This window comes from Zobellia uliginosa, assembly GCF_900156625.1.
Classification (GTDB): domain Bacteria; phylum Bacteroidota; class Bacteroidia; order Flavobacteriales; family Flavobacteriaceae; genus Zobellia; species Zobellia uliginosa.
Map to the genome: position 1 here is coordinate 887,603 of NZ_FTOB01000004.1, position 21,069 is coordinate 908,671.

Genomic DNA, 21,069 nt, shown 5'->3' on the forward strand with positions numbered 1-21,069 from the left:
GTTCTATATTTGCCTATCAAACTAAACCTATTACACTACTAATGGAATATCTCGATTTTGAACTCCCGATAAAAGAGCTTGAAGAGCAGTTGGATAAATGCATGATTATCGGACAAGAAAGCGATGTTGATGTATCGGAAACCTGCAAGCAGATTGAAAAGAAATTGGCCGATACCCGAAAGGAAATCTACAAGAACCTTACCGCTTGGCAAAGGGTTCAGTTGTCAAGACATCCCAATAGACCTTATACCCTAGATTATATCAACGCCATTTGTGGCGATACGTTTTTAGAGCTTCATGGCGATAGAAATGTAAAGGACGATAAGGCCATGATAGGGGGCTTGGGTAAAATCGGTGATCAGAGTTTTATGTTCATCGGTCAACAAAAAGGATACAATACCAAGACCAGACAATACCGGAATTTCGGTATGGCAAACCCTGAGGGGTATCGAAAAGCCTTGCGCTTAATGAAATCTGCCGAAAAATTCAATATACCTGTCGTATGCTTTATCGATACACCTGGTGGTGCTGCCGGTATTGAGGCGGAAGAGCGTGGTCAAGGCGAGGCGATAGCCCGTAATATACTTGAGATGACACGTTTAAAGGTGCCCATTATAGTGGTCATTATTGGTGAAGGAGCCTCTGGTGGTGCCTTGGGCATAGGAGTAGGCGATAGGGTCCTTATGCTGGAAAACACTTGGTACTCCGTAATTTCACCTGAATCGTGTTCTTCCATTCTTTGGAGAAGTTGGGAGTATAAGGAAGTAGCTGCCGAAGCATTGAAACTTACCGCTACCGATATGAAAAAATTGAAATTGATCGACGAGATTGTCCGTGAGCCCGCAGGTGGAGCCCACGCCAATCGTGAAAAGACTTTTGAAGTCGTCAAGAATAAAATTGTGGCCCAATTTGAGGTATTGGAAAAGTTATCCCCAAAAGAATTGGTCAGTGCCCGAATGGATAAGTACGCTCAAATGGGTGTTTTTAACGGTTAACGGGCGCATTTCACAAGCCGGTCAAAATCTGAAGGAAACTTTCTTCAGATTTTTTTTGTTATCAACATAAAATCGTAACTTATTAACAGGGGAATGTTGATTACCTGTGAATTATACTTCATTTTTTTAGTCACTTAATTGCATATTTTCGTACAATGGAAAAAATTAATCCGGTCATAGGTCGCAAAATTGATAAATCTACCTTGATCAACTTGGAGCGAGGTAAGATACCGCCGCAATCTGTTGATTTAGAAGAGGTTGTGCTCGGTGCTATGATGATTGATAAAAAGGGCGTAGATGAAGTTATTGATATTCTACATCCTGATGTTTTCTACAAAGATGCCCATAGGTACATCTATGAGGCCATCTTTAAGTTGTTTGAAAGTTCAGAACCGGTCGATTTATTAACCGTTTCGTCACAATTGAAGAAAGATGGTCGTTTAGAGGCCGTAGGTGGTGATTTCTACCTTATAAAACTGACGCAAAAAGTAGCTTCTTCGGCGCATATCGAGTTTCATGCGCGGATTATCCTTCAGAAGTTTATACAGCGTAGCCTTATTAAAATCTCCAATGAAATCATCGAAGAGGCCTATGATGAGTCTACCGATGTTTTCGATTTATTGGACAGTGCGGAATCTAAGCTTTACGACGTTACCCAAGGTAACCTGAAGCGTTCTGCCGAAACTGCCATGGATTTGGTAATTCAGGCAAAGAAAAAAATTGAGGAGATTTCCAACAAAGAAGGTATGAGCGGTATCGCTACCGGATTTGATAAACTCGATAAACTGACCTCGGGTTGGCAGCCCAGTGACTTGATCATTGTAGCGGCACGTCCCGGTATGGGTAAAACGGCCCTTACCTTGTCTATGGCAAGGAATATTGCGGTAGACGGTGGTCAAGCCGTTGCGTTTTTCTCCTGTGAGATGTCTTCCGTACAGTTGATTACCCGTCTTATTTCTTCGGAAACAGGACTCTCATCGGAAAAATTGAGGACGGGAAAGCTGGAGAAGCATGAGTGGGAACAGTTGAACGTAAAAGTAAAGGCGCTTGAAAAGGCCCCCTTGTTCATCGATGATACCCCGTCTTTATCCATTTTCGATTTACGGGCCAAGGCGAGACGTTTGGCTTCGCAGCATGATATCAAGATCATTATAATTGACTACTTACAGCTAATGACGGCCGGTGGTACTGGAAAGGGAGGTAACCGTGAACAGGAAATCTCGACCATTTCACGTAACCTCAAGGCCTTGGCAAAAGAATTGAACATACCGGTTATTGCACTGTCACAGCTATCCCGTGCGGTTGAAACCCGTGGGGGTAGTAAAAGACCCTTGCTTTCCGATTTACGTGAATCGGGTGCGATCGAGCAGGATGCGGATATTGTATCCTTTATTTTCCGTCCCGAATACTACAAAATCGATGAATGGGATGATGAGGAACGAAGCCCGACACAAGGACAGGCGGAATTTATCGTGGCCAAACACCGTAACGGTGGACTTGAGAACATTCGTCTGAAGTTTATCGGAAATCTCGGTAAGTTCGATAACCTTGATGACTTTGATTCTCCCTTTGAGTTTCAGTCTAAAATGAACGAGAACGAAGACAATCCGTTCATTACAAAGAACCTGCCCGATGCCAACCAGGCTTTCGGTAGTTCTATGAACGACTTGAACGCGGATGACGACAACGATGTTCCGTTTTAAGGCCTGAATTGAAGATCCTACAACAAGTTTTTTAATAGCTTTAACTTAGGCGGTCATAATAAACGCGCTTTTTCAAGTATCTTTAGAAAAAATCAAAGTGCTAGAAATATGGTAAAATCGCTTTTGTCTACTCTTTTTATCTTGGTAGGTGTTTTGCAGGTTTCCGCTTCTGCCATTCTGATCCCTATGGATGCCGAAGGGCAGAAAGACCATCTCAAGGCATATGGTATCACCTATTGGGTGCTTTCCAAGCAGCAAAAGGTACAATGGCTCCTAAATTATAGGGGAGGTTCTTTTTTGTTGCCCGATGGTGAAGTCATAAGAAAGGAATGTCAGATACGTGGGGTTTCCTTTGAAATTTTGTCCGATAGTCAAACCGAAGGAATACTGAACGAAATAAGTAGCCCTTCCAAAAATCAAGATGCGGTCATTTTGGAGAAAGCTCCTAAGATTGCGGTGTATAGCCCCAAGGGAAACCAACCTTGGGACGACGCGGTGACCATGGTCTTGACCTATGCCGAAATTCCCTATGTAACGGTCTATGACGAAGAAGTGTTGGGTGATAAACTGGCGTTGTACGATTGGCTGCATTTGCACCACGAAGATTTTACCGGCCAATACGGCAAGTTTTACGGAGCTTATCGGGCGGCACCTTGGTACATAGAACAAAAGAAGGAGGCCGAAGCACTGGCCGAACGAATGGGGTTTTCTAAAGTTTCCGAAGTGAAAAGTGCCGTAGCCGAAAAGATTAGGGAGTACGTTATCGGGGGAGGCTTTATGTTCGCCATGTGTTCTGCTACCGATAGTTTTGATATAGCCCTTTCCGCCAAGGGAGTCGATATTTGTGAACCTATGTTCGACAACGACCCGAGCGATGCAAACTATCAAGGCAAGTTGAATTTTGATAGAACCTTTGCTTTTACCGATTTTACACTGGAGCGAAATCCCTTGAAATACGAGTTTTCGTCCATAGACATGACAAGCAAGAGGGGCAATATATCTAAGGAATACGATTATTTTTCCTTAATGGACTTCTCCGCAAAATGGGATGCAGTACCCACCATGCTCTGTCAAAACCACACGGCCTTGGTCAAAGGTTTTATGGGGCAGACCACCTCGTTTATGAGGGAAGCGGTCAAATCGACCGTTTTGGTGCTCGGAGAAAACAAACAAAATGGCGAGGCCCGTTACATTCATGGGGTAAAAGGAAAAGGTTTTTTTACCTTCTATGGCGGGCATGACCCGGAAGACTACCAACATAGGGTAGGTGACCCGAAAACGGAATTGGAGCTACATCCCAATTCTCCCGGGTATCGTTTGATATTGAATAATGTATTGTTTCCGGCAGCTAGAAAAAAGAAGCAAAAGACCTAAACTGAGTAGATTCCCTTGTGTTCGTGGATTCAACTTCCGCCAATCAATAACAATCCATTTTGATCTGTTTGCGGTTTTGGTAATGACTGAGGTCTTTGCCCAAGTATTCATTGCTTAACAGTTGCAGTTCTTCGAGCACTTCTTTTTGCATGGCTATGGATCCACAGATCATAATGCATCCTTTGTTTTTTAAGACATCTAAAAACAAGTCCTTATCTCGTTGGATTAAGTTCTGAACGTACATTTTTTCAGCTTGTTGACGCGAATAGGCCGTTTTAAAATCGGTTAATTTACCTTCTCGAATGGCCTTGTCGATATAATCTTTATACAGGTCGAACGAATCCTTAGTTCTCGCTCCCCAATACAAATGGATTTCCCTTCTTTTGACATTCTCCTGTATCATTCCCAAAAAAGGACCAATGCCGGTACCTGTGGCGATAAACACGATTTTTTTGGCGTGCTTTGGAAAATGGAAATTCCTATTGTTTACCACGGTAGCGGTGAGTTTTTCGCCTTGCCTCAGTTGGTGTAGATAGTTGGAACATAAGCCTTTGTCGTGTCTTCGGATGCTGATTACCAGCGTGTCCGTATTTACCTTGCCAATGGAATATAAGCGCTCGCGAGCCCCTTCGGTGGGTACTACCGATAACAGATCACCTGAAACAGGTTTTGACCCATTCAGGTTTTTAAGGCTTAAAAGGAAGGTATCCTCTTCGGGGAGTTCCGCTTTATGAATGACCTTAAAGGTAGATGCCGGTTTTGAACTGCCGAGCAATTTTGGTTTTTCCAAATGAATGGATAGGTCCATTTTCTTTGACCAGGCCATAAACCAATTATTGAAAGATTCAAAAGATTGGTCGTTGACCGTAAATACCTCGTGTAGGGCGATACCTTTATCGGAGGCTTCTAAGGCGGTATGGGTTTCGTAGGCAAATTGACAGAAATTGGGGTAGGCCGTCGAACCAAAGCCTACAACGCTAAAATCAAAAGCTTGTTTCTGCCGATGTTTTTTGACCAGTTGTATAAACTTCTCTCCCGAAGCGGGGGCTTCCCCTTGTCCGTACGTAGCCGTAATAACGACCAAATGCTCCATTTTTTTGAAAAGGGAGTACTGGTTCATCAGGGCCAGATGGCTTTTCTTTCCTGCGGATAATAGTTGTTTGTGAAATTCTTGGGCAAATTGAAGGGTACTGCCTGCTTCCGTTCCTACCAAGACTATATATTCACTTTCATGTTTTGCATATGCATTTTTGATTTTGGTTTTAGGCCTTCTGAAGTATACGATAAAGCCCGTTACCGTTAAAAAAGGGATGGCCAAGCTTCCGAAACCGAGTACTATAGACCAAATAATGCTTCCTTCCCCGGTATGCAAAACCCTTGCCCATGACGACATGACCTGAAGGCCAGGGTATTTTTCTTCGGCAAGAACCTCTCCGGTAACTTGGTTGAGATATACTTCCCTGTCCTTTAACCGAATGATATAATAGTCTTCTACAAATTCCGAAAAGGGATATTCCAATTCACGAAGCTCGGATAGGGGCGTGTTTCTGAACAGGTCAAATTGCGTGTATTCTCTTATAGGTTCCTCTTGAATAGAATCAAAATCGACTTGCAATGAAACTTTGGGATCGGGTATAACATCAAAGCGAAGCAAGGAAAGGTATACTCCCGTTAGGGCTAATACCAAAAGCGGAATTAGGGTCCATCTTGCATATACAACGTGGTGGTATTGAGAAAAGTTCTCGCGAACAACAGGCGCAAAAAATTGCTTGTAGCCCCCTTGTCTCTTTGCAATGAGCACTATGCCCGAAATACTGATGAGAATTAAAAGAAAAGAGGCGAAGCCAATGAGAAAACGTCCAGTGGATTTCAAAAAAAGAGAGCGGTGGAGGTTGGTGGCAAATTGAAAGAAGGGCTTTTTTTGAATAAGGCTCCCCAATTTTTCACCAGTAAATGGATCGATGTAAAACTCATCGTTCTTTCCATCTACGATGGCCGTGGCACTAACAAAACCGTTTCGGTCGCGCTTAACGGCCAAGACTTCTTCATATTTCGTATGGATATGCCCAAGGGTTTCGGCCAATGAAAGTTCATCGGCCCCGGAAACACTGTAGGGTTCAATTTTGTTCAAAATTGGCTCTACGGCAAGAATAACACCGGTAACCGATGCTATCAATAGAAAAATAGACGAGGCAATGGCAAATACCAAATGGCTATACCTCCATACCGATACCATCATAAAAACTATCTATTAGGTACCATTCTAATGTAACGGATGTAACCCTTTCCGTTTACCTTATCCTTTATGGTAGCCGAGTTCAATTCAATTTCCGCATCTACGGCGTAATATTCTTGGTTTTCTACGGCGGACTCAAAACGAACTTTATAACCAGCGTCTATGTGCGAAGCGTTAAAGCCTAAAGAAATTACGTTTCGCTCACCGTTTCCAATTGTAGCGCCCGAAAGGGCATCTACGTTTTCACCGATGCCATCGGTGAAGTTCCACCAGTTTTTTAAATCGGGAAACCACTCTTTGTCATCTCCTTGAATGTATAAGGTTTTTTCGTATTTTCCTTCAGGATTGATCAACGAAACCACAACATAGGCCTTTTCGCCCGTGTAGTTGGTCATTTGAATCATACATTTGTAACTTACTTCCGCTTCCTTAATAAAAGAAGATAATAGAAAGATTGCAGATGCCAAACCTAAGGCCCCAACGGTCTTTATTACGATATTTTTCATGGAATTTTAGTTTAAAAATTGAAGGTTTACCTTGTTTTTGGCCAATAGCTCGTTCTCACTGGCCAAGTCGTGTGCAGTTTCACCAAATTCGGTAGTGGACTTAAGGTCTGCCCCGTTCTTTATCAAATACTTTAGTATTTCTGCATTTTCAGTCTTCATGGCCGCATAATGCAAGGGGGTATTTCCATCTTTGTCCTTGCCATTGATGTCCGCGCCAAATGCACTTACTTTTTGCAGTAGGTCCAAGTTGTTTTTCGAAACGGCCAAATGCCATACCGAGCTATTATCGGCTTGTAATTGTTTAAAGTCAAAACCTTTGGCTTTTAATGCGGCCACCTTGGCATCGAAATCACGTGGCTTGCCCCGGCTACCGAAAAGATAGGCGGCAAGATTGTTTCCTTTATTGTCCTTGACCTGAACATCGGCGCCTTTAGAGATCAAGTAAGACACAACATCGGTACTGTTGTTTTGAAGGGCTAGGGCCAAGGCCGTTTGTCCTTTGCTATCGGAATGATCGATTTTCTTTGTTTTTTCGGCCAGGTATTTTACAATGCTAAGCTCGTTTCTTGCTGCAGCTTTTAAAAGGGGGGTATTCCCTTCTTCATCTACGGCATTGGGGTCAACACCTTTTTCTTCGAAATACTTAAAAACCTTGATGTCTTTCGATGAACTGGCTAAATTATGCAGTGGGTTTTCTCCCTTTTTTGTGCTTATATTGGCATTGAGGCCCAATCCCTCTAAATACTTAAAAAGTTCCACGGAAGCACCCCTTCCTTTACTGGCAAAGAAAATGGCATTTTCACCGGTCGATTCATTTTTTGCCGTAGACACCCCTCGTTTAACTAATTCCTTAAGAATATCGATATTTCCACCTTGGGCGGCATAATGGAATGCGCCATTTCCGTGGTCGTCCACACTGTTTAGGTTTAGGCCTTTTCCAATAAAATAATCTACAACATCTAGGTTTTTGGCCCTTCCAACAGCAGTTAGCAGGGCGTTTTTCCCATGATGGTCTTTCTCCTTTTTCAAATCGACACCCCCTTCGATGAATGCGTCATAGATGGCGGTGTTCTCTTGTCCTGTTGCCGCGGTGAACGAAATAGGGCCATATCCGTGGGAATCCACAAGGTCTAGCTTGGCGCCTTTATCTATTAAATATTTTACGAGCTCAAGATTACCACTTGAAGCCGCCCAAAATACATAGGTTCGGGAATCGTGGGTGCGCTTGTTGATGTCGTTGCCTTGGTCCATCAAAAACTGAACGGTGCTAATCGGGTTTTTACTGAAAATGGCGAAGGTCGTGGCGTCAAAGCCACCACGGTTAGCTTCGGTAACCGAATGGCCTTCTTTTATGGTGGCCTGAATGGTACCGATACTAGGTTGTTTTTCCCAGTAGTCTTTATTTAAAAACGGATTAGGGTCGCGCGGCGCATTGCGTTGGGCCATGGCACTTACTGAAACAAGGGCGAAACCGAGTACTAAGGTCAGGGTTCTAAGTAAATTTATTTTCATGTTCATCGTAATAGGGTTTTAAATTGCTAAAACCATTACCGGGCCGTAGACCCGATAATGGCATATTGAAGCTGATAATTTTTAGGTTTACCAAGCGCCGATAAAGTGGCTTCCTTCGGCATTGACTAACTCGGCACCTTTCGTTACTGTACCGGTTTCGGTATCTATAACATAAATGTTTCCATTTTTTCCAACAGGAGCTTGTGTAAGATAGATTTCGTTTCCATCTACTGCATACCCTTGGTATTGGAATAATTCAAAATCTACCTCATAAGGAATATCGTTTATTGTGGTCGCTGTTTTTGCATTTAAGTCAACTAAGGCAAAAAAGCTTTCTCCTCTCCCCGAAATACCTTCTGCAGAACCATCATGACGGTAAGCCAGAACTGCCTTTCCGTTTGCTGCTGGTCTCCAGGCCAATACATATGCGCCTTCTACACCTAGGGCGTCATCTAAATTGAAGTCGTAAGAATCGTCATATTGGTTATTCGATCCAATTTTTAAGATATGTGAGCCTTCAGGGTCGCTCTGGTTGGCTTGGTAGACGCTTCCGTCATATAGAAAAGCGTTGATACTGCGGTATCCATTGGTGTTTCCACGGCCTATGCTTGAAGAGATGATAGTAGGGTTTAGCAAAGAAGGATAGTCTAGGACTATGGTTTTAGCGCCTAAAACCTCATAATCTGTATCGCTTTCAACAGTGGCAGGGTCGACCTTGCTCACACGCGCCCCAATATACAGTTTATCTCCGGCGGCATTAAGAACGGGCATATCGATTCTAGAGATATAATATCCTGCTGCAGATTCCTCCTCACTAAGGGTAATAACATGCTCTTGAAAGTTGTTGATTTGAGAATCTACCAAGTCTAAGGTAACTACGCCAATGGTCGAATTTGTATATAGGTAATTGTCATCGGTTACATCCTTAGGGGTATCGTTATCATCCACTTGATGTTCCGTTGACACATAAACGGCAGCACCGGTTTTGTCCCCATCGAATAATTTGATCCATCGCGGTGCAGTACCTACATAAGGGGCTATACTTATTTCCGATCCGGTAGGGGTAAACTTTCCTTCGCCCTCTACGATATATTTGGTGTAATTACCACCGGTATCCCCGGCATAGCTGATGTTGAAAATAGTATTGCCATCTTCCGAAGCTTGCAGTCTGGCCGTTCGGTTAGACGGGGCCACAAAGCCGTTGTTAAACGGGTCTATTTGTACTGTTGGGTCTTTGGCGTCTTCGCTGCTTACGGAATAAATTAAGGTTCCGCCATTTCCATCACCTGGGTTTTCGCCCATTTTGGCTCCGGCAACGGTAATCCATCTAGATGCTTCCTCCTCTTGCTCCTCTTCCTGTTCTTCTTGATCGGGAGTTACGGTGTTATCATCGCTGCTACAGGCGGTCATTAAACCTATGGCAAATAACGCAGTGGCGTACGATTTTAAGTTTAATAAGGGTCGTTTCATAATAGAATCTATTTAGATAATTAGAGATTATTGATAGTATAATTCAGTTTTAGGTAAAAAGCCCTTCCCGGTTTTTGTACGGATAGGTTGTCGTATATGGCTTGGTCGAATATATTCTTGACATCAAAGCTCAATACAAAATCCTCTTTTGGAAAGGTATAGCTCAGCCCAAAGTCATGCGATAGCTGTTCTGGAACTAGAAACTCTTCTTCCCCTGTCGTATTTTTTCCTTGGGCGAATTTGTAGCTAAACTCATCGGTATAGTAGGTATTGTAGAATAAGTTTAGGCGTGATTTTTCTTGAATAAAATTTTTGAAGGTATACCGTAAACCAGCATTCATGGTAAATAGGGGTACGTTGGGAACGTTGGTCTCAACACCCGAATTTACCGTGGTCAAACTCATCCGTGTGATATTGAAATTAAAACCTAGATTGTTGTTGTAGGTATAATGGAACTCTCCTTCAATTCCTTTAGATTCCGCAGTGTTTTCCAAGTTGGTATATTGTACGAACTCATCACTTTCCCTAAGTCCATCTGCATTTGTAGGTAATCCAATACGGTTTTCAATATTTCTGGCAAAGAAGTTGGAGGTTAAGGTGAATCCGTGTTTATTAAGGTTGAATTTTCCCAGTCGTATACCGAGGTTTACATTGTTGCTTGTTTCGGGTTGAATAGTCAGGTTGGGAAGCAAATTATCCCCGGCATCCCCAAACACTTCTTTTTCACTGGGCAAACGAATGGCCTTTTCTGCAGATGTCAAGAAAGTAATGGAGGGAAGAATCGCATAAGAAGCCGCAAAACCGTATCCTGTATAATCTTTATCGCTTTGGTAAACTTCATCTATGACTTGGGTATTGTCATCGTTAAATACGGGTTGTGTATTTAGTACTTTTTGAATGTAATGTTTTCCAAAGGCATTTAGCTTAAACTTACTTTCAAAGGCTTGTAGTTCGTAGCTTAGGGAAATAATATTCTTATAAAGGTCGCTAGTTTGATGGAAAGTGTTTTCGAGTAGCGATATCATTTCGTCACTATCTTCTCGGTCTACACCACTATATACATGGTTCAATAAGATTTTATGGTTGTCGTTTATGGTATAGGACAGGCCTGAACGTATAGAGGATACATTGCGGGTAATTTTCGCCAGTGTAGGACCGTTTTCATTTTGTGAATCCCAGATGTAATCGAGATATTCCCCGTCGAACCTGATTCTTCTTTTCCCGGTCCAACTATAAGCTTGGGCCACTGTATCGTTTATAATGCGATTGCGTTTGCCGTATACCCCGTTGATATTTAGGTCGAGTCCTTTTATGAATAGATTTTTCTTTTTAAACGTTAGGTTTCCTAGAATGGCGTCCGATTCCAAAAATCGGCCTTTGTAGGGTAGTTTGGTTACAAAAGTGCCATGTTGTACTTGTTTGTACTCATCGGAAGCGGTAACACCGACTAAAAATTGATCGGTCCATTCCACATTTGTAAAACCGACCTGTGCCATACCTCCGGTAGATCTATAGGCATCATAAAACCTTCTAGCGACAATAGGTGTTTCTATCCCATTGGGGGCAATATCGACAATGGTTCTGCCTGAAATTTTATAATCGTTGTCAGAGTAATTATGAAAGGCCGATGCCTTTATGGTAAAACCTGATTTATCGAATCGATACGCCCCGTTCAAACTTGTCTGTATGGTATTAAACGACCCGTATGAAACCGAAGCGTTCAGGTTATTTTTGGCTCCTTCGTGAAGTACAATGTTAATGGCGCCACCAACGGCGTCACTAGATAAGTGCCCTGGTACTACCCCTTTGTAAACTTCAATGTTTTTGATCATTGAAGGAGGAATGCTGTTCAGGCTAAAGGATGAACCATATATGGAAATGGGAATTCCATCGATAAAAATGCTGACAGATCTACCGGATAGGCCGTTTAAGCTGTATTTGACATTAGAACCTAAACCACCGTTCTGTCGTATTTTTACACCGACCGTAGTATTCAATAACTCATTGGTTTGAATGCTTCTGAGTCCTGCTTCCTTGGTTTCGACCGAGTTTACGGCAAACCCCTTTGTTTCGAGGGAGGTTTTCTTCGTCTTTCCGTTAACGGTTACCTCGTCTAGATTCTCGACACTTTCCTTTAAGGCGAAATCTATTTTAAGATTGGTGTTTTTTTCGTTGACCTCAATAAGCTTTGAGTTTGTACCGTAACCGATATACGAAACCTTCAATTTATGGTTTCCCTTAGGTACCTGATGAATGGAGTATGCCCCGTTATCATCTGTAAGAACACCCAATTTTAGGTTTTCAAGTATAATACTGGCGAATGACAAGGGCCTTCCATAGGCGTCGGTCACAATACCGGATATGGTTGATGAGGCTTCTTGACATTGGGCAGAGAAGACAACTAGTAAAAAGAAAGCCGCAAATATGTTCTTCATATTATTTTGAAAAATAATCTATTATTCTTATTAAGATTTAATCTAAATAAATAGCTTTGCAAAACTAATCTAGGTTTTTGGGTAGCACTAACGCAAAAGGAAGTTTTAGTTACGAATTAAGAATAAATGAGAATAGGTCTTTTTCCATCGGGGCAGTATAAGGCAGACCAGGGGGGTGACCTAGTGCCATCTATTCATGAAAATGTAACCAAAGCGCTTGATTTTCAACATGAAAAAGGGCTAAAGGGAAGTTGTCAAGAGCTCCGATTGGAAGGGGCTAGGATCTTATTGAGAAAATTCAGCTTAGAAAATCCTTCTACCGTCCCATATGAAAACCTTCATTCGTGTTTGGGGCTTCATTTCTTGTTGCAAGGCACTTACAAGTTTACCGGAATTGAAAACAGGGCTAGAGTCGGTATTAAGTCAGGCTACTACAATCTCGTCCAATGGCCGAGTATTTTGGGCACTCAGAAGTTTAAAGGTCTAGATTATACTTCCGTGGAAATATTCTTTACAAGGAAGTTTCTTGAGGATTTGTTGGGAAAAGGGGGCGATTCCGTGCTTGGACATTTTATGGCCGAGGACAAGGAAGCCAAACTTCTTTGGAGTAAAGGACGGGTAATACCCGGAAAGTTGCGTGTACCGCTTCTTGAAATGTTGAACTGCCCATTTACCGGAAGCGCCAGAACGAATTATATAGCGTCTCAAATACGTTGTTTGCTCATAGAGGTGTTTTTGGGAAGAGGACATAGTATTGGTGGGCATGGCGAAGTTGAGTTGCCTATTTTGGATAATGAAGCCATTGAAAGGGTAGTGGGGTACATAAAGCAGAACCTCAAGAAAAAGTTGACCATAAAAGAACTGTCGGAAATAGCAGGGTTTAATACCACCAAACTCAAAACTTGCTTTAAGAAAGTCCATCAAACTACCATTTTTAAATATATCACACGTCTTCGGATGGAAAGGGCCAAAACTTTGATAGTCGACGAAAACTGTTCTATCGCTCAGGCTTCTTACGAAGTGGGCTATTCCAATCCCCAGCATTTTACCGTAGCCTTCAAGAAGACTATGGGGTATTTGCCAAGTACTTTGTTGTCAGTAATTTAATAAGGTGGTGTAATACAGGTGGTCATTCTTGATCGGGCAAAAATGGTTTTGCCAAGGTGTGGACGGAACCTTGATGTCCCAATATTTTTATTCCTTTTTCGTTTGATTACAAACAGAATTATTTTGAACAAAAATTGTACTCTTTACCTACTACTTCTATTAGGGATTTTTAGTGCTGTGGCGCAAAATCCGAAACAAAGATCCATTGATTATTACGCATGGAATTACCCTATAATACAGGCTACATCGAATAAAATAGCCTTTTCCATCGATGAAAAGCCCCTGACGATATCTGCGGCCTTGATCCATGGGAATGGGGATAAGTTGGTCTTTTTGAAATCTACGGAGGGTAAAATAACCCTTTCTTCGAATTTGGTGACCTTTCTCGATCTATGGTCGTATCAAACCACGCGAATCGATGAGGCGGATATAAAGGTTATTCTTACTCCCGAACCTAGCGTTTTTGAGATTTCGGCCGATAAGGAAAAGAAGGGGGGAAAAGAAGAAGAGCGCTATAAGGGCCAGTTAAAACTTCATAGCGGTATAAAAATCGAAATCACCGATGCCCAAGGTCGACTTCTGCACGAGAAAAAACTTGAGGATTACAACACCTTGCACTCGATAAATGTTTTCGAAAATAGCGCCATTACCAGTGAAAAAAAGGCATTGGAATTGACGAAGGCCCATTTTATGGAAAATGCGGAAAAGTATATGGCGGGTGCGAACGGGAGCGTATCAGGACCCTTGCATTATAAGCTAGTGGAGTACTTGCAAGACCTTATTGATCTGCGTCGTAAAAAGAAGTCGCTGTACGTCTATACGTTTAAGAAGAAAAAGGGCTTTGATTTAAGTGGCATACAAGCTTCGATAGAAGCTTTAAAGAGCTTATCGGATGTAGCGCCAGGAAGGAATTATCAGAAGGAGATAGAGGCCCTATTGCTTCCAAAAATTGATTTTTGGCGGGAGGAGATATCGAAATACGATAGTCAAGACAAAAAACAGGTGAAAGTGGTTTGGGGCCTATTGGCGAATATTTCCGGGGCCTACCATGCACTTGGCGAGGATGAAAAAGCCCTTGAGGTGTATCAGGAAATTGAAAAGTTGGATTACAGGGGCAGTTATAAATACCTGGAGCAACTTCCCGAAGAACAAATGGTAAAGCGAAAGGCCTTCTTCGGAACCGATACGCCCAAGTCTCTCGACGAAGTCGGCTTTCAGGGTACGCATAACCCAAGTTATGTACATTATAAAAACTTTCAAGTAGGACTTCTTGGCGCCAATAGGATGGAAGTCGCACAGTCTACTCTCGAGACGAGAAAGAAGCGTGCCTATCTCTTAGGTAAAATTTTAGGGCATTATCAATACCTTGAAGAGCTGAAGCGCTTGGGCCGAAAGTTCAGCGAAAGGGGGAATGCCGACGTAGGTTTCGAAGAGACCGATGCCTATTATGTAGAGGTATTTAATCGTGCGGCAAAGGAGTCGGAGGAAATAGAGTTTCTCGATTTAAGTGTACTCGACGAAGATGAAAAGATTATAGCCTCGAAAATATCGCAAGACCTAATCGATTTCTACAATATTTACGACAAGGAAATATCATTGAACAAGGAGTCTCAAGACGACTGGGAAGAAATGCAGAAGATTTTAGACAAGCTTTTGGTGGTTTTACACCAATGGCAGGGTGGTGAGAAGGATGACAAAAGAGCGCTTTACAAAAACATCGATTTGCTTGCCGACAAGATGTTGCTGATCAACAATGAAACGATTAGGAGCCTTCCTTTATTGGAAACCTTACTCGAGGAGCTTTCTTCTGAGGATAAGGTGTCTTATGGGGCCAACCCCAAATTGTTCAAGCAACTGTTCAAGAAATATCAAAAAACCTACGTGTCCCTCTTTGTGGCCGATACTTCAATAGGTCAGTATTTGCATCATAGCGCCCATCAATTTTTAAAAAAGGAGCTGAAGGTTTATTATGAACTGTACAGGGCCGATGAAGATGAGATAGGGGCAAAGCACAAGAATTTGCACGATGACCAGAGAGTGGCCAATATATTATCGATATTCGTGAAATGAAAAGGATTCTACTGATAGGAAGCATTGTTTTAGAGCTGGCACTGAATAGTTGTGGCTCCTTGGCCTATCAAGGCTACGAGATGTCTTCTTCCCATCATGAAACGGCGCCGAAGGAGTTTGAGTTAGAGGTGAAAGTTGTATATGTTCAAGAGCTGCGTAAGGAGACGAATTCCATTAAAGTGGATTACGAGGTAATGAACCGGTCCGAAGATATTTTTCTATCGCCCCAAAGGAAATACAATGTATTCTTTAAGGTGAAGACCAAGGAAGGTCGTGAAATAGGCCATTACAAACGTATCTACAGGAAAATAGCCCCTAACTCTAGCATCGTATTATCGGAGACGATAAATCTGTCCGTCTATGAGTACGAATCGGTCGAGGCTAAAATTTTTGTAGAATAACTTGTATTTTGTTTCTTATCGGGCGTTCACCAATTTTTCGAGAATGCGTTCCACACCAAAATCATCATTATTGGCGGTAAGGTAGTTGGCCGCTTTCTTTACGTTGGGGTGTGCATTTTCCATCGCAAAACTGAAGTCCGCTAAGGCCAACATTTCAAGGTCATTGTTATAATCGCCAAAAACCATGGTTTCTGCCGGGCTAACGTTAAAGCGTTCTTGAACTTTCTGAAGGGCGTATCCTTTATGGGCGTCAGGACTCGAAATGTCTACCCAGTTTTCACCGGAGACCTTTACTTTTAATGAGCCTTCTAAATGCGCCACCGAGGGGTAAATGTATTTTTCTGAACTCTCAAAGTGGTAGATGGCAATCTTTAGGATCTCGCCGTCAAACTCCTTGAGGTCGTCTACCATTTTAAAGTCGGTATAATACTCCCGTAGTTTGGCTTCAAATTCCCTTGAATTGTTTTTGATATAGGCATTGTGCTTCCCGCAAAGAACAGGGTGGATGTTCTCAACGGAATCCAATACCTTAAGAACCGAATTCTTGGCCGCATAGGGTAGGGGGGTGGCTAAGAGCTCAATATCCCTTTGCATGGCAAAGCCGCCGTTTTCGGCAATTACGACAATATCGTTTTTAATGGGGTGCAACTTGTCTACAATACTATGGTACTGTCTTCCACTGGCGGCAACGAAAATAATCCCCCTTTGCTTCATGATTTCAAAGAGTTCAAAAAAGCGATCGCTTACTTGGTGGTTGGAGTTCAACAAGGTGCCATCCATATCGGTGACGACCATTTTTACTTTCGATAGGTCCATATGCATTTTTTAGAAGATGCAAAGGTATCTGTTCAAAATTTAATTAGGCTTCGTATTTAGAAAGTTTTACATTTATTTCATATAAAATCACACATGAAATTTTTCCAGAAAGAGATAAGGTTAAAGGCATACAAACGGGGTTTTCACTTAGTGACCGAAGAGATTTTGTACGCCTTTCCCGAGCTTAAGAAGATCAGGGTAGGTATGTGCCAGATTTTTATAAAGCACACCTCGGCCAGCTTAACGGTCAACGAAAATGCCGACCCGACCGTACGAACCGATTTTGAAAGCCATATGAACGTGATGGTACCAGAGAACGCACCGTATTATATTCATACATACGAAGGTCCGGACGATATGCCGGCACATATAAAGGCGTCCCTAATGGGCGCATCGGTACAAATACCAATAAGCAATGGAAGATTGAACCTAGGGATTTGGCAAGGGGTTTACCTATGTGAGCACAGGGACCATGCATCGGGAAGAAACCTGGTGCTTACCGCTTTTGGGGAATAAAAAAATCCGGTACAAACGTACCGGATTCTTTCTAAGTGAGATATATTCTTAATTTATTTAACCTTGTCTACGATGGCTTTAAAAGCTTCCGGATGGTTCATGGCCAAATCGGCAAGAACCTTTCTGTTCAACTCAATGTCGTTCGCTTTTAATTTCCCCATAAACTGGGAGTAAGACAATCCGTGTAAACGGGCACCTGCATTAATACGGGTAATCCATAGGGCACGGAAAGTTCTCTTTTTGTTTCTTCTGTCGCGGTAAGCATATAACATTGCTTTTTCTACCGCATTTTTGGCTACTGTCCAAACGTTTTTACGTCTTCCAAAGTAACCTTTGGCCTGCTTCATCACCTTTTTTCTTCTGGCTCTAGAAGCAACTGCATTTACTGATCTTGGCATAATTTTTAATTTTTGTAGTAGGCGGTGCAATTTGCTGCACACTTTTAGAGCCTAACTCCATGGTTAATACTTTGTTACCGAAAGAATGTTACTTTAAACGCAACTGTTCTTTAATACTGTTAACGTCTGACTGATGAACTAAGCCATCATGGGTTAACTTAAGCTTACGCTTTTTAGACTTTTTAGTCAAGATGTGACTCTTAAAAGCGTGCTTTCTTTTGATTTTACCGGTACCGGTAAGCTTAAAACGCTTCTTGGCACTCGATTTTGTTTTCTGTTTAGGCATTTTTCCTATTTATATGAATCTCACTTATTTATGCTGAAACTGTCCGCCATAAGACGGACAGCGCTCAGTATCTTTTGGGTAATACGGTTTGAACCGTAGTACTTCTATTTTTTTGTTTTAGGGGCAATGAACATGGTCATTCGTTTACCCTCTAGTCTAGGTAGTTGTTCTACTTTACCCCACTCTTCCAAATCTTGGGCAAGCTTTAAAAGTAGAATTTCACCTTTGTCCTTATATACTATAGAACGTCCCTTAAAGAAAACGTAGGCCTTTAATTTGGCTCCGTCTTTCAAAAACTTTTCGGCGTGCTTCTTTTTAAAGTCGTAATCATGGTCATCGGTATTGGGTCCGAAACGGATTTCCTTAACGATAACCTTGGTGGCCTTCGCCTTCATGATTTTTTCACGCTTCTTTTGTTCGTAAAGAAACTTCTTGTAATCTATAATCTTACAAACCGGTGGTTCTGCCTTTGGTGATATCTCGACCAAGTCAAGACCCATTTCTTCCGATTTGTTCAGTGCTTCGCGTATCGGGTATACCCCGACCTCTACATTGTCACCTACCAACCTTACCTTAGGTGCTAATATTTTTTCATTGATTTTATGAGGGTTTTTATTTTCCCTCCTAGGTTGGGGCCTAAATCTTTTACGTATTGCTATGACTAATTCTTTTTAGTTAAACTTAATTTTTTTTAAAACGACTTTAAAGTACTATTTATTTCTTTAGTTACCAAGTCTGAAAATTGTTCTAGGGAAATAGAACCTAAATCTTCCCCGCCATGTCTGCGAACGGAAATGGTGTTCGACGCTTCTTCATTTTCCCCGACGATTAGCATAAAAGGAATTTTGTTCATTTCGGCTTCACGTATTTTCTTGCCTACAGTTTCATTCCTATCATCAATGAGGGCGCGAATTTCGTCATTTTCTAAGGATTTTAAAACTTTTTCCGCATATTTTTCATGTTTCTCGCTCACTGGCAATACAATAGCTTGTTCCGGAATCAGCCAAAGCGGGAAATTTCCTCCCGTATGTTCAAGTAGCAGGGCGATGAAGCGTTCCATGCTACCGAAGGGGGCACGGTGAATCATTACCGGCCTATGTAGTTCGTTATCACTTCCTTTATAGGTAAGGTCAAAGCGTTCCGGAAGATTGTAGTCTACTTGTATGGTACCCAACTGCCATTGTCGGCCTAGGGCATCCTTCACCATAAAATCTAGTTTAGGGCCATAAAAAGCAGCTTCACCTTTCTCTATTATGAAATCCAATCCTTTTTCCTTGGCCGCGTTGATAATAGCATTTTCTGCTTTTCCCCAGTTTTCTACGCTACCTATATATTTGTCGGGCGTATCAAGATCCCTTACGGATACTTGGGCTGTGAAGTTATCGAACCCTAGTGAGCCCAGTACATATAAGGATAGATCTATAACGTTTTTGAATTCTTCATCAAGCTGTTCGGGCGTACAGAAAATGTGTGCGTCATCTTGGGTAAAGCCCCTTACCCGGGTCAAGCCGTGAAGTTCGCCACTTTGTTCGTATCTATATACGGTACCAAATTCTGCGAAACGTTTTGGTAAATCTTTGTAAGAATGAGGTTTGAAATTAAAAATTTCACAGTGATGCGGACAGTTCATTGGCTTTAATAAAAACTCTTCGTCCATCTTAGGAGTCTTTATAGGCTGAAAACTATCCTCTCCATATTTAGCATAATGACCCGAAGTTACATAAAGCTCCTTCTGTCCAATGTGTGGGGTAACTACCATTTCGTAGCCCGCTTTCTTTTGGGCCTTTTTCAAGAAATTCTCTAAGCGTTCCCTTAGGGCCGCACCTTTTGGGAGCCATAAGGGTAAACCTTGGCCTACTTTCTGAGAAAAGGTAAAAAGCTCAAGCTCTTTGCCCAGTTTTCTGTGGTCGCGTTTTTTAGCCTCTTCTATAAGGGCTAGGTATTCGGTAAGTTCTTTCTGTTTAGGAAAAGAAATACCATAGACCCTTGTGAGTTGCGGTTTGTTCTCGTCACCTCGCCAGTAGGCTCCGGCAACGTTCAATATTTTAATGGCCTTTACGATGCCGGTGTTCGGGATGTGGCCGCCTCGGCATAAATCGGTAAAAGTGTCGTGGTCACAAAAGCTGATGGTGCCGTCTTCAAGGTTTTCGATCAGTTCTACCTTGAACTCGTTCCCTTGCTTTTTGTAAAGCGCTAGGGCATCGGCCTTAGATACGGGGCGCATTTTAAAATCGTGCTTTCCCCTGGCGATTTCCAGGGCCTTTTTTTCGATGGCCGGGAAATCCTTTTCCGAAATTGTATGCTCGCCGAAATCAACGTCGTAATAAAAACCGTTTTCAATAGCCGGCCCGATGGTCAGTTTGATACCGGGGTAGAGCTCTTCCAGGGCCTGGGCCACAATATGGGAAGAAGAGTGCCAAAACGCTTTTTTGCCTTCCTTGTCGTTCCAGGTGTAGAGTACTAAGGTCCCGTCTTCGTTAAGCGGGGTAACGGTTTCTACTACCGTGTCATTGAATTTTGCGGAAATTACGTTCCGCGCCAGACCTTCACTTATGCTTTTAGCAATATCCATAGGAGTGCTTCCATTGGCATATTCCCTTATACTTCCGTCCGGTAATGTAATTTTCATCTTGCCCATTGTTTTTAATAAGGGTGCAAAGATAGTATTCCGCCGTAACGCACACAATATATAGTGTCAAGTTTATTGGGGGGCTATATTATAGAAGAGGGGTATATATATAGATAGGGGCGATTGTGAAGCCATGGTTAGGTTATGGAAAACTCTAGGTTAAGGGTATAATAATCTTAAAATTGAGTAAAAAGTACCGTTTACCTATTGTGTGGATCGATAAAAAGGTCTAATTTTAAGGCCCTCTAATTTTTAAGGATTGTAATTTCCTCGTTGTAAGGAAGTTGTAAAAAACTTGAAAAAAGTTTGAAAAAACTCTTTGAGAATTAAAAAAGGGTCTTACATTTGCAGCCCGCAAAACAGGTATGAAGATGTTTGTTAAGCGAGGGTAAAGAAAGAGTAAACGTTCCTTTTGAAATATTGTTTTTTACGGCGAAAAAAAAGATTCAATTTTTTTTCAAAAAAAGTTGCCGGTTAAAAAAACAGTCGTATATTTGCAGCCGCTTAGACAAACACTGATAGTGTTCATCGGGCGTCACCGGGAGACCGGGGAGGAATATAGAAGTTCATTTGACATATTGTGGAGACAGCGTAATAGGGAAAAAAGGGAAACCT

17 protein-coding genes are annotated in these 21,069 nt (G+C 42.1%); 7 read left to right on the forward strand and 10 right to left on the reverse strand.

From position 1 onward, the window contains the following. The first annotated feature begins 41 nt into the window (after nucleotides 1–41). The 3 genes from BW980_RS16405 (at nucleotide 42) to BW980_RS16415 (ending at nucleotide 4,072) form a co-directional block, all read left to right on the forward strand. Nucleotides 42–995, forward strand: coding sequence for an acetyl-CoA carboxylase carboxyltransferase subunit alpha (locus BW980_RS16405; RefSeq protein WP_076456230.1), 954 nt, complete (start codon nucleotides 42–44; stop codon nucleotides 993–995). 155 nt (nucleotides 996–1,150) lie between these two features. After that, nucleotides 1,151–2,698 carry a replicative DNA helicase gene (gene dnaB / locus BW980_RS16410; RefSeq protein ID WP_076456231.1) on the forward strand — a complete coding sequence of 516 codons (1,548 nt, stop codon included), beginning with the start codon at nucleotides 1,151–1,153 and terminating at the stop codon, nucleotides 2,696–2,698. A gap of 108 nt (nucleotides 2,699–2,806) precedes the next feature. After that, complete coding sequence (locus BW980_RS16415) at nucleotides 2,807–4,072, forward strand: asparagine synthetase B (RefSeq protein ID WP_076456232.1); 1,266 nt, start codon at nucleotides 2,807–2,809, stop codon at nucleotides 4,070–4,072. Nucleotides 4,073–4,115: 43 nt separating this feature from the next. Here BW980_RS16415 and BW980_RS16420 read toward each other — a convergent pair whose 3' ends face one another. The 5 genes from BW980_RS16420 to BW980_RS16440 form a co-directional block, all read right to left on the reverse strand. After that, the gene (locus tag BW980_RS16420) at nucleotides 4,116–6,311 is read right to left on the reverse strand and encodes a PepSY domain-containing protein (RefSeq protein WP_076456233.1); all 2,196 of its coding nucleotides are present in this window, start codon (nucleotides 6,309–6,311) and stop codon (nucleotides 4,116–4,118) included. Nucleotides 6,312–6,316: 5 nt separating this feature from the next. Continuing rightward, complete coding sequence (locus BW980_RS16425) at nucleotides 6,317–6,814, reverse strand: DUF2271 domain-containing protein (protein ID WP_076456234.1); 498 nt, start codon at nucleotides 6,812–6,814, stop codon at nucleotides 6,317–6,319. Nucleotides 6,815–6,820: 6 nt separating this feature from the next. Continuing rightward, nucleotides 6,821–8,332: an ankyrin repeat domain-containing protein gene (locus BW980_RS16430; protein WP_083690504.1), complete on the reverse strand. Its 1,512-nt coding sequence runs from the start codon at nucleotides 8,330–8,332 to the stop codon at nucleotides 6,821–6,823. A gap of 81 nt (nucleotides 8,333–8,413) precedes the next feature. Next, entirely contained in the window at nucleotides 8,414–9,796 is a 1,383-nt protein-coding gene (locus BW980_RS16435) for a hypothetical protein (protein WP_076456235.1), read from the reverse strand. 20 nt (nucleotides 9,797–9,816) lie between these two features. Further along, on the reverse strand, nucleotides 9,817–12,231 hold the full coding sequence (locus tag BW980_RS16440; protein ID WP_076456236.1) for a TonB-dependent receptor: 2,415 nt from the start codon (nucleotides 12,229–12,231) through the stop codon (nucleotides 9,817–9,819). 126 nt (nucleotides 12,232–12,357) lie between these two features. On the opposite strand from BW980_RS16440, the gene BW980_RS16445 reads away from it, so the two are divergent. The 3 genes from BW980_RS16445 (at nucleotide 12,358) to BW980_RS16455 (ending at nucleotide 15,809) form a co-directional block, all read left to right on the forward strand. Continuing rightward, the gene (locus tag BW980_RS16445) at nucleotides 12,358–13,338 is read left to right on the forward strand and encodes a helix-turn-helix domain-containing protein (protein ID WP_076456237.1); all 981 of its coding nucleotides are present in this window, start codon (nucleotides 12,358–12,360) and stop codon (nucleotides 13,336–13,338) included. A 123-nt stretch (nucleotides 13,339–13,461) separates the two neighbouring features. Continuing rightward, on the forward strand, nucleotides 13,462–15,408 hold the full coding sequence (locus BW980_RS16450) for a hypothetical protein (protein WP_139327710.1): 1,947 nt from the start codon (nucleotides 13,462–13,464) through the stop codon (nucleotides 15,406–15,408). Next, entirely contained in the window at nucleotides 15,405–15,809 is a 405-nt protein-coding gene (locus BW980_RS16455) for a hypothetical protein (protein ID WP_076456239.1), read from the forward strand. The genes BW980_RS16450 and BW980_RS16455 overlap by 4 nt, the downstream gene beginning before the upstream one ends. 15 nt (nucleotides 15,810–15,824) lie before the next feature. Here BW980_RS16455 and BW980_RS16460 read toward each other — a convergent pair whose 3' ends face one another. Beyond that, complete coding sequence (locus tag BW980_RS16460; RefSeq protein ID WP_076456240.1) at nucleotides 15,825–16,625, reverse strand: HAD family hydrolase; 801 nt, start codon at nucleotides 16,623–16,625, stop codon at nucleotides 15,825–15,827. 93 nt (nucleotides 16,626–16,718) lie between these two features. On the opposite strand from BW980_RS16460, the gene BW980_RS16465 reads away from it, so the two are divergent. Continuing rightward, complete coding sequence (locus BW980_RS16465; protein WP_076456241.1) at nucleotides 16,719–17,141, forward strand: secondary thiamine-phosphate synthase enzyme YjbQ; 423 nt, start codon at nucleotides 16,719–16,721, stop codon at nucleotides 17,139–17,141. 53 nt (nucleotides 17,142–17,194) lie between these two features. Here BW980_RS16465 and rplT read toward each other — a convergent pair whose 3' ends face one another. From rplT to thrS, 4 genes are all read right to left on the reverse strand, one after another. Further along, nucleotides 17,195–17,539 (reverse strand): 50S ribosomal protein L20, encoded by a 345-nt coding sequence (rplT, locus tag BW980_RS16470; protein ID WP_013994374.1) that lies wholly within the window; start codon nucleotides 17,537–17,539, stop codon nucleotides 17,195–17,197. An 88-nt stretch (nucleotides 17,540–17,627) separates the two neighbouring features. Next, nucleotides 17,628–17,825 (reverse strand): 50S ribosomal protein L35, encoded by a 198-nt coding sequence (rpmI, locus tag BW980_RS16475; RefSeq protein ID WP_013994375.1) that lies wholly within the window; start codon nucleotides 17,823–17,825, stop codon nucleotides 17,628–17,630. A gap of 104 nt (nucleotides 17,826–17,929) precedes the next feature. Continuing rightward, on the reverse strand, nucleotides 17,930–18,484 hold the full coding sequence (infC, locus tag BW980_RS16480; RefSeq protein ID WP_083690505.1) for a translation initiation factor IF-3: 555 nt from the start codon (nucleotides 18,482–18,484) through the stop codon (nucleotides 17,930–17,932). Between the two features lie 32 nt (nucleotides 18,485–18,516). Further along, nucleotides 18,517–20,454, reverse strand: a complete 1,938-nt coding sequence (gene thrS / locus BW980_RS16485; RefSeq protein WP_076456308.1) for a threonine--tRNA ligase — start codon at nucleotides 20,452–20,454, stop codon at nucleotides 18,517–18,519. Between the last annotated feature and the right edge of the window lie 615 nt (nucleotides 20,455–21,069).

Excerpts from the sequence above, each read along its gene's own strand:
- BW980_RS16405 (WP_076456230.1), top strand. The coding sequence starts at position 42 with ATGGAATATCTCGATTTTGAACTCCCGATAAAAGAGCTTGAAGAGCAG.
- dnaB (WP_076456231.1), top strand. The coding sequence starts at position 1,151 with ATGGAAAAAATTAATCCGGTCATAGGTCGCAAAATTGATAAATCTACC.
- BW980_RS16415 (WP_076456232.1), top strand. The coding sequence starts at position 2,807 with ATGGTAAAATCGCTTTTGTCTACTCTTTTTATCTTGGTAGGTGTTTTG.
- BW980_RS16420 (WP_076456233.1), bottom strand. The coding sequence starts at position 6,311 with ATGATGGTATCGGTATGGAGGTATAGCCATTTGGTATTTGCCATTGCC.
- BW980_RS16425 (WP_076456234.1), bottom strand. The coding sequence starts at position 6,814 with ATGAAAAATATCGTAATAAAGACCGTTGGGGCCTTAGGTTTGGCATCT.
- BW980_RS16430 (WP_083690504.1), bottom strand. The coding sequence starts at position 8,332 with ATGAACATGAAAATAAATTTACTTAGAACCCTGACCTTAGTACTCGGT.
- BW980_RS16435 (WP_076456235.1), bottom strand. The coding sequence starts at position 9,796 with ATGAAACGACCCTTATTAAACTTAAAATCGTACGCCACTGCGTTATTT.
- BW980_RS16440 (WP_076456236.1), bottom strand. The coding sequence starts at position 12,231 with ATGAAGAACATATTTGCGGCTTTCTTTTTACTAGTTGTCTTCTCTGCC.
- BW980_RS16445 (WP_076456237.1), top strand. The coding sequence starts at position 12,358 with ATGAGAATAGGTCTTTTTCCATCGGGGCAGTATAAGGCAGACCAGGGG.
- BW980_RS16455 (WP_076456239.1), top strand. The coding sequence starts at position 15,405 with ATGAAAAGGATTCTACTGATAGGAAGCATTGTTTTAGAGCTGGCACTG.
- BW980_RS16460 (WP_076456240.1), bottom strand. The coding sequence starts at position 16,625 with ATGGACCTATCGAAAGTAAAAATGGTCGTCACCGATATGGATGGCACC.
- BW980_RS16465 (WP_076456241.1), top strand. The coding sequence starts at position 16,719 with ATGAAATTTTTCCAGAAAGAGATAAGGTTAAAGGCATACAAACGGGGT.
- rplT (WP_013994374.1), bottom strand. The coding sequence starts at position 17,539 with ATGCCAAGATCAGTAAATGCAGTTGCTTCTAGAGCCAGAAGAAAAAAG.
- rpmI (WP_013994375.1), bottom strand. The coding sequence starts at position 17,825 with ATGCCTAAACAGAAAACAAAATCGAGTGCCAAGAAGCGTTTTAAGCTT.
- thrS (WP_076456308.1), bottom strand. The coding sequence starts at position 20,454 with ATGAAAATTACATTACCGGACGGAAGTATAAGGGAATATGCCAATGGA.